General features: G+C 38.4%; 15 protein-coding genes. 11 read left to right on the top strand and 4 right to left on the bottom strand.

Features of this window, described 5'->3' with window-relative positions; genetic code table 11:
• Positions 1 to 33: 33 nt before the first annotated feature.
• Positions 34 to 1,269, bottom strand: coding sequence for a peptidase T (gene pepT / locus BM000_RS04685; protein ID WP_091495324.1), 1,236 nt, complete (start codon positions 1,267 to 1,269; stop codon positions 34 to 36).
• Between the two features lie 74 nt (positions 1,270 to 1,343).
• Positions 1,344 to 2,225, bottom strand: a complete 882-nt coding sequence (locus BM000_RS04680) for a MerR family transcriptional regulator (protein WP_091495323.1) — start codon at positions 2,223 to 2,225, stop codon at positions 1,344 to 1,346.
• Positions 2,226 to 2,416: 191 nt separating this feature from the next.
• Here BM000_RS04680 and BM000_RS04675 point away from each other — a divergent pair, with 191 nt between their 5' ends.
• From BM000_RS04675 to BM000_RS04655, 5 genes are all read left to right on the top strand, one after another.
• Entirely contained in the window at positions 2,417 to 3,931 is a 1,515-nt protein-coding gene (locus tag BM000_RS04675; RefSeq protein ID WP_091495322.1) for a phytoene desaturase family protein, read from the top strand.
• Positions 3,928 to 5,370: a phytoene desaturase family protein gene (locus BM000_RS04670; RefSeq protein WP_091495321.1), complete on the top strand. Its 1,443-nt coding sequence runs from the start codon at positions 3,928 to 3,930 to the stop codon at positions 5,368 to 5,370. Before BM000_RS04675 ends, BM000_RS04670 begins: the two co-directional genes overlap by 4 nt.
• Before the next feature lie 6 nt (positions 5,371 to 5,376).
• Positions 5,377 to 6,207, top strand: coding sequence for a phytoene/squalene synthase family protein (locus BM000_RS04665; RefSeq protein WP_245751577.1), 831 nt, complete (start codon positions 5,377 to 5,379; stop codon positions 6,205 to 6,207).
• A 19-nt stretch (positions 6,208 to 6,226) separates the two neighbouring features.
• Positions 6,227 to 7,258: a type 2 isopentenyl-diphosphate Delta-isomerase gene (gene fni / locus BM000_RS04660; RefSeq protein ID WP_091495313.1), complete on the top strand. Its 1,032-nt coding sequence runs from the start codon at positions 6,227 to 6,229 to the stop codon at positions 7,256 to 7,258.
• A 120-nt stretch (positions 7,259 to 7,378) separates the two neighbouring features.
• A complete protein-coding gene (locus BM000_RS04655; protein WP_091495311.1) occupies positions 7,379 to 8,209 on the top strand; it encodes a sulfurtransferase in 831 nt (276 codons plus the stop codon).
• Between the two features lie 196 nt (positions 8,210 to 8,405).
• On the opposite strand, the gene BM000_RS04650 is transcribed toward BM000_RS04655, so the two are convergent.
• Positions 8,406 to 9,593 carry a tyrosine-type recombinase/integrase gene (locus tag BM000_RS04650; protein WP_091495309.1) on the bottom strand — a complete coding sequence of 396 codons (1,188 nt, stop codon included), beginning with the start codon at positions 9,591 to 9,593 and terminating at the stop codon, positions 8,406 to 8,408.
• Between the two features lie 222 nt (positions 9,594 to 9,815).
• Positions 9,816 to 10,556 carry a helix-turn-helix domain-containing protein gene (locus tag BM000_RS04645; protein WP_091495307.1) on the bottom strand — a complete coding sequence of 247 codons (741 nt, stop codon included), beginning with the start codon at positions 10,554 to 10,556 and terminating at the stop codon, positions 9,816 to 9,818.
• A gap of 125 nt (positions 10,557 to 10,681) precedes the next feature.
• Between BM000_RS04645 and BM000_RS04640 the strand changes: the two genes are divergently transcribed.
• The 6 genes from BM000_RS04640 (at position 10,682) to BM000_RS04615 (ending at position 13,107) form a co-directional block, all read left to right on the top strand.
• Positions 10,682 to 10,921 (top strand): helix-turn-helix domain-containing protein, encoded by a 240-nt coding sequence (locus BM000_RS04640; protein ID WP_245751576.1) that lies wholly within the window; start codon positions 10,682 to 10,684, stop codon positions 10,919 to 10,921.
• Between the two features lie 3 nt (positions 10,922 to 10,924).
• Positions 10,925 to 11,152: a hypothetical protein gene (locus BM000_RS04635; protein ID WP_091495303.1), complete on the top strand. Its 228-nt coding sequence runs from the start codon at positions 10,925 to 10,927 to the stop codon at positions 11,150 to 11,152.
• Between the two features lie 70 nt (positions 11,153 to 11,222).
• The gene (locus BM000_RS04630) at positions 11,223 to 11,495 is read left to right on the top strand and encodes a hypothetical protein (RefSeq protein ID WP_091495302.1); all 273 of its coding nucleotides are present in this window, start codon (positions 11,223 to 11,225) and stop codon (positions 11,493 to 11,495) included.
• Between the two features lie 70 nt (positions 11,496 to 11,565).
• Positions 11,566 to 11,856, top strand: coding sequence for a hypothetical protein (locus BM000_RS04625; protein ID WP_091495301.1), 291 nt, complete (start codon positions 11,566 to 11,568; stop codon positions 11,854 to 11,856).
• On the top strand, positions 11,853 to 12,050 hold the full coding sequence (locus tag BM000_RS04620) for a hypothetical protein (RefSeq protein WP_091495300.1): 198 nt from the start codon (positions 11,853 to 11,855) through the stop codon (positions 12,048 to 12,050). The genes BM000_RS04625 and BM000_RS04620 overlap by 4 nt, the downstream gene beginning before the upstream one ends.
• A 208-nt stretch (positions 12,051 to 12,258) precedes the next feature.
• Positions 12,259 to 13,107, top strand: coding sequence for a replication protein (locus tag BM000_RS04615; protein ID WP_177178206.1), 849 nt, complete (start codon positions 12,259 to 12,261; stop codon positions 13,105 to 13,107).
• The last annotated feature ends 70 nt before the right edge of the window (positions 13,108 to 13,177 follow it).

The following is a 13,177-nucleotide window of genomic DNA, read 5'->3' as shown; positions in this document are numbered from 1 at the left end:
GCGTACCGATTAATCGGTACGCTTTATGCTCGTTTATTCAGCTCTATTAACAAATTGTTCGGCAATCCTCACAATGGTTTGTACGGCTTTTTCCATGTGATCAATCGATATGAATTCAAATTTACCGTGGAAGTTCTCGCCACCTGTAAAAATATTTGGGGTTGGCAGCCCCATGTAAGAAAGCTGGGAACCATCTGTACCACCACGAATCGGATCAATAATAGGTTTGATAGCTAAGCTTTTCATTGCCTCGGCAGCGATGTCAACAATATGGCTCACCGGCTCAATTTTATCACGCATGTTGTAATATTGATCGGAGAGTTCAAGCGTAACGGCTTTATCGCCGTATTTTTGTTTAAACTCCAAGGTTAATTTTTTAAGGCGTTCTTTTTTCGCTTCGAATTTCTCCCGGTCATGATCACGAATAATATAGGCTAAGGTGGACGCCTCTGTATCGCCTCTAAAGCTTAATAAGTGATAAAAGCCTTCATACTTTTCGGTAAATTCGGGCGCTTGCTCGGCAGGTAGTCGATCCTGGAAAGCCATTGCAAGCTTAATTGAGTTAACCATTTTGTTTTTGGCAGTGCCAGGGTGGACATTGTTTCCTTGGAAGCATACTCTAGCGGCAGCTGCATTAAAGCTTTCATACTGCAACTCTCCAAGAGGTCCACCATCAATCGTATAAGCATATTGCGCTCCAAAGGCATCAACGTCAAACTTGTGGGGACCACGGCCAATTTCTTCATCAGGTGTAAAGGCGACTCGAATTTTCCCATGCTTGATTTCAGGGTGCTCAATTAAAAACGCCATTGCCGTCATAATTTCCGCAATACCTGCTTTATTGTCTGCCCCGAGTAATGTAGTGCCATCTGTAGTCATTAGCGTTTGTCCCTGGTAGTTCTTTAACGCTGGGTACTCACTCGGCTTTAGAATAATTTCTTGTTCATGATTTAAAACAATGTTACCACCGTCATAATTCTCAACAAGTTGTGGCTTTACGTTCTTACCTGTGAAATCGGTAGCGGTGTCAAGGTGGGCAAGAAAGCCAATTGTTTCAACCTGTTTATCTGTATTTGCTGGTAGAGTCGCCATCACATAACAATTCTCATTTAAGCTAACCTCCTGCAAGCCGATTGCTGTTAGCTCATCAGCTAATTGCTTAGCTAAATCCCATTGGCCTTCACTAGAAGGACAAGAGCTGTTGTTACTATTGGACTGTGTATCTATTTTCACATAGGTAGTTAAACGATCAATTAATGCCTGCTTCATGTTAACTTCATCTCCATTTTTAAATATAGGTGTTTCTATTCTAGCATAATCGACAGCGCAAGCTATCGAAAATTTTAGGTGTTTCGCTTAAAACGGTTACTAAACCAGTCTTCCCAGTCATCTAAGTTCCCAGTCATATAGAAGGCTTGATAATTCTCGGGAAGCTTTTGTGCACTAGGTCCACCAATGACAATTTCAACCTGAGGATAATGCCTAGCAAGTTGGTCTAGTAGCTCTACTAGATTCGGCATGTGTGAAGAGAGTGTAATTGAAAAGCAGGCCAGATCAATTGCTTCGGTTTCAATCATTAAGAGAATATCTGTAATGGGTGTATCCTGCCCAATAAACATGACATCAATATTGCGTCTTTTTAAAAATAAGGAAAAGAGCAATAACCCTATTTGATGCATCTCGTTAGGCGGGCATACTGAAATCGCCTTACCTAGGTAATGTGAAGGTTCGAAGGCGTAGAAATGCTGTGCCATTGCTTGCTGAATATAGTGACTAATAAAATGTTCCTGAGCGACAGTTAACGTTTTATTTTCCCAATGCTCACCAACCTTTATTAATGCAGGGGCAAGGATATGATGAAAAATCGTTTCATGATCAGCTTTTTTTATCAGCTCATCTAATAACAAGGTAGCTTCCTTTGCTTGGAAGTTACTCAATAAATTAAATACTTTAGTTGTATAATCTGAATAGGAAGCTCTTGTTAACGGTATTGTGCTGAGGGTGTCTTTTTTTGCTTGTAAAAGAGCCATGGCCTGTTTAACTGTTAATTTCTTTGTATTTCTTTGCTCAACAACCCATATTAACTCCTCAAGATCCTGTTCAGAATAGATTCTTGTGCCGCCATTTGTGCGAGCGGGCTTAATGACCCCATAACGATTCTCCCAAGCTCTAAGTGTGATTGGGGTAATACCTATTATTTGAGCTACCTTCTGGATCCCGTACATGATGCAATCACCTTCTCTATAATCTATTAGTAATTATATGAGATTTTTTCAAAATAGCCAATGATTATCTACTATTCTCTATGAAAATTAACAGATGGACGACAAGTCTTATTTCTATACAAAAGTTATACAAAGGTTATATAATAGTAGCTAAATAAATTAAGCTCAGCTAAGAGAAGGTCGGGGAGAAAATGAAAAAACACGTTGTTGTAATAGGTGCGGGGCCAGGTGGGTTAGCTGCCGCTATGCAATTGTGTGCTAAGGGTTATCAGGTAACTGTCTTTGAGAAGCAAGCTCAAGTAGGTGGACGCACCTCTAAGCTTAAACTTGATCATTATCAGTTTGATTTAGGGCCAACCTTTTACATGATGCCTGCTGTTCTAGAAGAAGTCTTTCACAATTGTGGGCGAAATCTAGCGGATTATCTTGAAATGAAAGAGATAGATCCGTTATATACATTAAAGTTTGGTGATGTCGCTTTTACACCAAGTCGAAATTATGAAAAAACACGTCAGCACATTGAACAGTTGTTTCCTGGAAACGGTTCAGGCTATCAACGCTTTCTATCAGAAGAAGCAAAGAAATTTGAACGTGTTGTTGCTTTGCTGAAAAAGCCCTTTAGTAAGTGGAGCGATTACCTCTCGAAGGAGCTTATTCTTGCTTTACCCTATTTGAATGCATTTGATACCGTTTATGGTAGACTTTCAAAATATTTTTCTGATGAACGATTAAAATGGGCATTTTCTTTTCAATCAAAGTACTTAGGGATGTCCGCATGGGAATGTCCAGGTACGTTTACTATTTTGTCATTTTTAGAGCATAGCCAGGGTTTGTTTCATCCAATTGGGGGAGTCAATCAAGTCTGCCATGCGATGGCACAGGTGATTGAGGAGCTTGGTGGGCAGGTTCATTGTAGCCTTCCTGTGAGCCAAATATTAGTGAACAATAAAACAGCTGTTGGTGTCGAGCTAGCAACAGGAGAACGCATTTATGCTGATGATGTTGTCGTTAATGCTGATTTTGGCTATGCCGTTACCAACCTTTTTAAGCAAAAAGATTTAACCGCTTATAAGCAATCCAAATTAAAGAAGAAGGGCCTTTCTTTATCTACCTTCATGGTTTATTTGGGGATTGATCAACCTTTAGATTTGCCTCATCACATGGTTCTATTTACGGAAAACTATGAACAAAATGTGAAAGATGTAACGGCTAACCAAATTTTAAGTGATCCCTTTTCCATGTATGTTCACAATCCATCGGTGATAGATAAAACACTTGCTCCAGAAGGTAAAACAGCTCTTTATGCTCTAGTTCCAGTACCAAATCTAGATGCGGCAATTGATTGGAATATTGAAGCGCCAAGGCTACGGGAGCAAGTGCTGACAAGGCTCGCTGAAGAAACGGGAATAGCAGATTTTACAGCGCATATCGAGGTCGAAAAAATAATTACGCCAAAGGATTGGGAAACGGATTACCATGTATATCGGGGGGCAACATTTAATTTAGCTCATAACTTGGCCCAAATGATGTACTTACGCCCACACAATAAGTTCCAAGATGTTGAGCATTGCTTCTTAGTTGGTGGCGGAACCCATCCGGGAAGTGGCTTGCCGACAATTTTTCAATCAGCAATTATTAGTACACGCCTACTTGATCAGCAATACAAGAAAAAGCCAGCTAGCCCAAGTAAGGAGTCGATATCATGAGTATTGCAATTGTTGGCGGAGGGATTGGTGGTTTGGTAAGCGCCATTTTGCTTGCGGATAATGGCTATCAGGTCACCTTATTTGAAAAGGAAGCTAAGTTAGGTGGAAGGCTTACCTTCGAGACAAATGGAGACTATACGATTGATCAAGGTCCTACGATCGTATTGTTACCACAGCTTTTAATTGAATTATTAAAAGCGTGTGGACTTAAGGAGACAGATATTGAACTAGTACGTTGCGATCCATTATATGACATTCATTATTCGGATGGCAGTACTTATCGGAAATGGCAGCAAGAGGATCAGCAGGTAAATGAGCTAAAGCATCTATTTCCAGACCAGGTACAAGGCTTTAGACGATACTTAGCAGACATGGGTAATATATATCAATTTGGAACCGAGGCCTTTTTATCACGTACGTTTGCACTTAAGCGCGATTTTCTTTCCTTTAAAAATATAAAGTTCGTTCTGGCATCGAAATCATACCGGACCGTGTCGAACTATCTTGCTGAATACTTTGATTCGTTAAAGCTCCAGCACGCTTATGCGTTGCAAACGCTTTACATTGGTGGGGCCCCTCATACAGTACCGGCTCTCTATGGACTAATCTCATATAGTGAACACGCCTTTGGCATCTGGTATGTAAAAGGTGGTTATTATTCATTAATTCCTAAGCTAGAAGAGCTCGCCCTTGAAAAAGGGGTAAATTTCTTTAAAAAAACTGCGGTAACGGAGATTATTGTCGAAGAAAAACGGGTAGAGGGAGTAAGGACCTCTAAAGGCGATTTTCAATTTGGAAAAGTCATTTTTAATGGCGACTACCCATTAATTAATAGACTTCTGAAGAAAGAGAAAAACCGCGGAAAAGCAAAGTACGTTCCATCCTCAGGCTGTGTACTTGTTTATATAGGAGTCAAGCATCGCTACCTTAATACCCTTACGCATCAATATTTTCTCTCTAGAGATTTTGACTTTTATATGAAACACGTTTCAGAATCGACTGATTTACCAGCTGATCCTTCTTGCTATGTCTTTAATCCAATTACGATAGATCCTGAATCAGCACCAGCAGGTAAGAGCACGTTGTACCTGTTAATACCAGTACCTGCTCGGCTAAGATGTTCAGAGCAAGAGCTAGATCATTTTGTCGATGAACAAGTTAATAGAATTGAGCAAGCGCAATTTCCGAACTTAAAACAACAGATTGAGTGGCAAACTATTCGTACACCTCGAGATGCTGAGAAAGAAGGATTATATGGGGGAGGGAGTTTTGGCGTTGCTCCACTGCTTAATCAATCAGGAGCATTCCGGCCGCAATTTAAACATCCAATTGTTAAAGGGTTGTACGCAGTTGGAGCCTCGGTTCATCCTGGTGGCGGTGTACCAATTGTTATGCAAGGTGCACGTTTATTAGTTAACGAGATTATTAAAGGGGAGTAGATGGTGATGTTAGATCGGGATTTAGCACAAGCATGTAAAATCATGATGAAGCAAGGGTCGTCAAGCTTTTATCACGCTTTCAAGTACCTACCAAGACAGGAGCGAGAAGCTGTTTATGTTATTTATTCTTTTTGTCGACTCATTGATGATGCTGTTGATGAGCCTGAAGCTTCCCCATACTCGCTACAGGAGCTTGAACAGCATTTCTCACACCTTAAGCAAGCCAAAGGTCACTTTATTTGGCCGTCGCTAAGATGGGTGATGGAAACGTATAACTTAAATAAGGCCCCTTACTACTTACAGATGAGTGGTCAGCGCTTAGACTATGCGCAACAAAAATATGCAACCGTTGCCCAACTTGAAGATTATTGCTACCGAGTAGCGGGATCTGTTGGTGAGATGATTGTCCCGATTTTGCACCCTGCGCCTGGTCAATCAGTAGTTGAATCAGGAATTGCGTTAGGCAAAGCAATGCAGATTGTCAATATTATCCGAGATATTGGCGCTGATCAAAAGCTTGGCAGACGATACATTCCGCTAGAAATTATGCAACTTTATGGTTATACTGAGCATGATTGGGAAAATCAAATTATTAATGATCCTTTCTGTCGGGTTATTCAACATTTAATTAACCAAGCTGATAAGTGGTTTGAAATAGGATTAGCGTTCATTAGTAGCTATCCAACAAAAAGTGCCTTAACTTTACGTCTGGCAGCAACGTATTATCGTGAGATTATTGAAGTTGTTAAAGAAAATAAATTTCAAGTGTTTGAAAGACGTGCGATCGTTACTAATCAGCGGAAAAACAAGCTGCTTCTTCAATTAACAAAATTTTGAGCCTAAAGAGGTGAGCATGATGTCAGAACAAATAGATAAACGGAAAGCTGAGCACATTCAGTTGTGCCTAACTGACCAGGTCGAGGGGAAGCTAATTACCTCTGGGATGGAGCGAGTCAAATTAATTCACAATGCTCTCCCAGAAATAGATTTTGACCAAATAGATACTGGGTCTTCATTTCTTACTAAACAACAAATTAAAACGCCTTTTCTAATAAGTTCAATGACTGGTGGAGCTGAACAGGCCGATCAAATTAATCGTCACTTGGCTATCGCCGCCGAAGAGCGTGGCTGGATATTTGCTCTAGGGTCAACGCGAGCCTTAATTGAAAATGAAAGCTATCGTCAGTCCTTTCAAGTTCGTAAGTATGCGCCAAGTATTCCGGTAATCGCTAACTTAGGAGCAGTTCAGCTTAATTATGGTTTTACGATTGATCAGTGCAAGCAGATTATGGAGTTAACGGAGGCTGACGCACTCGTCCTACATTTAAATACTATTCAAGAGGTTGTTCAAACGAATGGCGATACGAATTTCTCGGCATTATTACCAAAGATTGAGGCGCTGTGTACAGCTATGGATTTACCTATTGGTGTTAAAGAGGTTGGTTGGGGTATTGATGGACAAACAGCTTACCAGCTAAGTCAAGTAGGCATTCAATTTATTGATATTGCTGGTGCTGGCGGTACATCATGGAGTCAGGTAGAGAAGCTGCGATCACAAGACCCTGTTAAAAGGCTTGCTGCAGAAGCTTTTGTAGATTGGGGTATTCCGACAGTTGACAGTCTGCTGGCGGTTAAAGAACAGGTCTCGAATCGCTCCATTATTGCTAGCGGAGGCATGAAAACAGGAGTAGACGCTGCGAAGGCAATCGCACTGGGGGCAGATCATGTTGGATTTGCACGCTCTATTTTAAAAGAAGCAACCACCTCAGTTGAAGCGGTTCTGGAAGTTATGCAAGTACGTGAAATGGAGCTTAAAATGGCAATGTTTGGGTTGGGTGTTGCGAGCTTGGCGGAGCTTAGGCAAACTGAACGGATAATTTTAACATAAATGTAAAAGTGCAAGCCTGCTTCTTTATGCTATAATAATCTGGAGCAGTGCTTTTTTTTCGGACTTTTTTTAAAAAAACCATGATAATATAAATAATAATAAGGAAATGGAGGTGTACCAATGGAGTTTTTAATAAATGCGCAGGAATTATATGAAAAAATTTCAGATGTCATTATTATCGATACAAGATTTGAGTTACTTAATCCTAGTAAAGGTGAGCAACTGTATAAGGAAGGCCATATTCCTGGGGCTCAATATTTTAGTCTACATAATGATCTTTCTGCACAGCCTAAAAAGCATGGCGGTAGTCACCCGTTACCAGACCAAGATGTTTTCTTGGGCAAATTAAGTGAAGCAGGGATAACTAAACAAACGACAGTTGTGATTTATGATCAAGGTAATGCTATGTTTGCAGCTCGGCTATATTGGTTACTTGAGCATTACGGTCATAGATCAAAATACATATTAAATGGTGGGATAGCAGCTTGGATAAACGCGAAGCTACCGATTACTTCTGTGGTAAAGCGCCCATTGCGGCAAAATTATCAGGAACAACCTGATCTGTCAATGATTGTAAACGTTGATGATGTGAAAGCGTCTAAAGAAGTAATGAATACAATCCTAATTGATGCCCGTTCAAGAGAGCGTTACCTAGGAAAAAGTGAGCCACTATATCGGAAAGCAGGTCATATTCCAGGAGCCAAATGCTTTGATTGGACGGCAGTATTAACAGCGGAAGGAAAATGGCGCTCAAAAGAGGAACTAGCCCAAATATTTGGAGAGCTTGATCCCAATAAGGAGATTATTCTTTCCTGTGGTTCTGGCGTTTCGGCGTGTATGAATTATTTAGCATTAACCGCATTAGGCTATAAAAATGTTAAATTATATCCTGGAAGCTTCAGTGATTGGATATCGTATCCAGAGCTGCCGATTGAAACGAAAGCAGAATAAAAGTAGTGATGGTCTAAGACCATCACTACTTTTTTAACTATAGGTCGTGTTCATTAATTAGAAACATCTACAAGCTTGCTAACTTAATATTCTTGCTACCAACAAAATCCGTATTGCGGGATAAAATGGATATGTGATATAATAATGCGCCCCTATCAAGAAGCCTTATATAGCAAGGATTAGGGGCTGTTTAGAATTAATTAGCCCCAATTTTAGCCCCATTTAGGCTTTCACTAAAGACAGTTACCGCTGTATCCTCAAGCTCTTTAAATGAATGCGCATATACTTTATAAATCATCTCTACTGTATTTCCTAGTCGATCCGCAATCGTTTTAGGTGAGATCCGTTTATTAATTAAAATGGTAGCATGCGTGTGTCTTAAGCCGTGTGCAGTGATTTTCTTAATCTTAATATCCTTTAGCTCAAGATACTTGTACAAGGCTGTAAATGCGTGCTGTAGGAGCGTGTAGCTACAAGGCTCCCCACTTTGTTCTGAGATAAAAACGAAGTCGTCTTCCTTGTTAAGCTGCATGCCGAATTTAAGCTTTGCTTCCATGCACCGTCTTTGATAAAATTTTAATTGACTGGTAACCACTTCATCAACTGGAATAGTGCGATAGCTATTTTTAGTTTTTGGTGATCTAGGGCCATAATGATCTCTTGTGCATTCGACTGTTATGGTCCTTTTATCGAAGTCAATGTTTTTCCACTTTAATCCGTATGCTTCCCCTTTGCGCAAGCCTGTGTATGCGAGCAAATGCATAAGGGTATAGCCAGTAACTGAAACGTATTCCTTTGCTGTGTCTAAGAATGTGTTCAACTCATTAGGAGTTAGAAAATTTTCAAAGGTATCAGCCTTAGTAATCTTCACCTTTCTAAAACGGTTATGTGGAAGTACTTCATCATCAACGGCAGCATTTATCGCTGTGTTAAATATACAGTGAAACAATTTTACAGTGTTTGGGCTAAAGCCCTTATCAAGCAGCTTGTTAATAAAAGCCCTTCTGTATGTTGTCTTATCAAGTTTAGAAAGCTTATAGCTGCCTAACAAGGGTTTAATGTGATTCTTAATCAATGCCTTTCTGTGATAGCATGTTGACTTTTTCCATTGCTGGTTATAGGTGTCATACCAAAGGTCAAACCACTTTTCAACGGTTATGCTATCATACTCTATTTGTCTACTCGATCCTCGAAGCGTTAAGGCTTTTACTTCTAGTAAAACTCTTAAGGCTTCTTTTTCTGTTGTGAAGCTGCTTCTCTTCTTCTCTTTCCTTTCGCCTAATTCGTCATAATACTTGTGGCGAAAACACCAAAGCTTTTCCTTTTTCCTGTTAAAATAGTAATACAATTCAGGATCCTTACTTGATTTGTGTAGCTTAGCCATATTGACTATTCCTTTCCTAGCGTGGGCATACGCATGCGAAGGAAATTATAGGTCTGATACTCCGTCGTTTTATTCATTTTATTTTTTTTAATTGAAATCTTGTATTATTCATAAAAGCACTTAAAAGCATGCACAAGCATTTTAAGTGTCCCCTAAAGAATAGTGTTGAATGATGAATAAAGCCAACAGAACAAAAGGAAATGACGTAAAATGATGATAGAACTAATTGTTTCCTTCGTTGGAAAAGTAACCATCTAAATAAGCGGCTATTATTATCTTGTCGTTGTCGTTCAATTTGTTTTGTTTGTAATGAACATTTTTATGTTTTATAACCTTGTATAGATCCGCTTCAACTTCTTCGTTTCCGGTTATAGCTATATTGTGTTTATTTGCAATATCATTTAATAAATTGGAAAAGGATTCTAATTCTTCAATCGTTGTTTCTCCTTGTTCTATTACTTCAAGCATTGTTCTAATGTTGTAGGCTTTATCAAAATCTTTGGCCATATCTTCATGATCACGTTCAGAATAAGTCCATTCATCATTTTTATTTAAAAAATAATCTGTAAACATTCTTTCATACCCAGATGCATCAGAAGCATTATGGAACGCATGAGCCATATATAAATTACTTTCCCTTATAGCATAAAATACATCTTCTTTTAAATGAGGAAGAAAATAACCTTTTAAATCAGTCATTTCAGAAAGAAGCTTATTAATTTTATTTTTTTCTACTTCCTCAGCATTGTAATAATTGGATAAATGTATCAACTCCACAAACTCTATACTTAAACCAGATGCAATTTTTTTCAGAACTTCATTTGTAGGATTATTATTTTTCCCTGTTTCTAACTGTGATAAATATGGTTGCGATATTCCTGATCGCCTTGATAATTCCCTAGCAGATATACCTTTTTTGTTACGCAATTCTTTGATTATTTCACCTATTTTAATTTTAATCACCGTCCTTTATTTCATATTATACATTTTATTGATTGATTAAACAATATTTTTTAATAAAACAATTGACATAACAATCACCCGATGTTAAATTAAAAGTAACGATTGAAAGAGAGGGGGCTAAATTGATGCAAGTAATATTAAAGGACAACGTAAAAGCAAAACTTATGATCGCAGAGACTGGAAACAGTTTGGGTTCTTTTGCTAAGAAAGTCGGCATTTCTCAAGGTTACTTGTCGCAAATTCTTTCAAAAAAGAATAATCCATCGCCTAAAGTTGCCTATAAGATTGCGAATGGATTGGGTGTTGATATTCATAATATTTTTTTAATTAAAGTGATTGATATAACAATCGAAATGGAGGTTTAAAGCATGTCCACACATGAAAAATGGGTAATCTATTCAGCGGGCGACACGCAATTTTGTTTTAACATTCATGTGGTTTCAAGGCTTGAACAGCAATTGAGAAATGAGGGTAAGTCGTATCGTACTATTTACTACCGCAATAATGAACCAGTACGTTATGCAGCTGGTTTAGGTTATAAGGTTATGTCGCGTAAAGAAGAAGCCACTATTGTAGCAAGTGTTCAATTTGATTAGTTCGTAACCAGTTCCGAATTTCGGAAGTCGTTCTAAACGATTAAGCTGACCGCTTTAAGGAGGTGAGAAGATGATTCCTGCAAAAGTTAATGTAGAGATCAACGAGGCTGAAATAGCGCAGCACATTAAGCAAAGGATTGATGAGCTGCTAAGAGATTCACTAATTATGATTGATGTGGACACCTTGGCCAAGAAGATGTGCTTAAGCAAACGATTCATTGAAGATGAATTCTTGTCAGACATAAGGATCAGAGCTATCCAGCGTAAGAAGTCACGAAAACGCATGTATTTTTATGATGAGTTGGTTCCAGTGATTAGAGAGATTGTTTATGAGAAATGGTAAATCAAATAATAAAAGACGTGGGCATACGTATGTAATGGAAATCTATTAATCTACTAGGAGGAATAAAGCAATGACAGATTTTTCAGCAGTACTGGAATTGGAATGTAGTACGGGTCTTACAATCACTAATTTAGAGGATATGGAAGGAGCGCTAGAATTGTTTTATAGCACGCTAGAGGGCATGAGAGAGCATCCAAGAATATCAGCCCACTATGTGGAAGAAGGAATTATTACAAAACAGTTACTGGCCATCCATAGAATCTTAAAATCAATTCATGAAGAAAGTCACAAGGAAATGGAGCAGGCTAGTAGAATCATTGAAACATTAGCCGTTAAGCCAAAGGAGGAAGCAGCTTCATGAAGGCAGAGACAGAAAAAGAAGGCAGATCATTTACAGGTGATGAAATGAAGTTGCTTAACAAGGTTAGTTGTTATTATTTAAAATCAGAGATGTTTCAGCTAGAAATGCTTCTGTTCTTTGCTTCAATTGTACAAGGAATTATTTCTTTTCCCCGGCACCTCAGTAATGGTGCTGAAAAGAATAATATAACTTAAAGCTAAAATTATCGTCTCGTGTGATAGTTTTAATCCCTGCATAGAAGAAATTAGTTTTAACATACGCACCACTCCCTCTAAGGTTTTTTTTACTGAGGTTGAAGCCGAAAGAGCCAAAGGGAGTATGGCTAGGGAAAAGAAATAATTTAATTAAATTATACAGTTGTTACAAAGAAAATCAATGTTTTTAGAAAGTAGCTGGGGTGATATGGCTAACGTACAAGTTGAAAATGGATTTACGCAAATAGCAAATGAAATTCTAGAGAATATGGCGAAAATTAAATTAAGCCCCACTCAATACAGAATATTATTTGTGATTTGGAGATACACATACGGTTTCAAAAGAATTGAACATAAATTGTCTTTATCTTTTCTTAGTGAAGCTACAGGATGCGACAAAAGAAACATTCAAAGGGAGCTAACAAGTTTAGAAGATAGAAAAATCATTAAACAAAGTGTCGCAAATGGAAGTTGTAGAACAATAGCCTTTGTAAAAGATCATGATTTATGGGACTCAACTATTGGCGAAAGTAACAAGGGTAGTAGAAGTGTTGTTGATTCGACCATTGGCAAAACTAACGAAGGTAGGGTTGGCGAAAGTAACAAAGGTACCTTTGGCGAAACTGACAACCAAGAAATAAAGAACTTAAATAAAAACCTAAATAAAAATACTCGCAAACGAGTTTACGAGGAAACTTCAATTTATTTTAAATTAGCCAAATACCTTTTTGAGCGAATTCAAGAAAACAATCCTAATCACAAGAAACCAAACTTTCAAAATTGGTCTAATGATATTCGTTTGATGATGGAGGTTGATAAGCGCAATGAGAAAGATATTAAACGTTTAATGCAATGGGTGCAGCAAGATGATTTTGAAATGATAAATGTATCATCGCCTGGGAAGTTACGAAAAAGGTATGATCAATTGTTTCTAAAATCTAGTAAAGACAAAAACTTTCGAACACTTTCACAAGTCGATCCGCGCGATAAAGAGATTGCATTCCAAAATTGGATTATAGAGGGGAACGATCCTGATAAGTTCGATTGGAGTGATTAGAATGCACTTAATTTAATCCATAACAGGCTATAAGTGAGCTTTAATGCAATTAGACCTATGAAGCTCCAAT

This window comes from Amphibacillus marinus (assembly GCF_900110345.1).
GTDB lineage: Bacteria > Bacillota > Bacilli > Bacillales > Amphibacillaceae > Amphibacillus_D > Amphibacillus_D marinus.
Note: the sequence above shows the minus strand (reverse complement) of the source record. Positions and strands in the feature narration are given on the sequence as shown.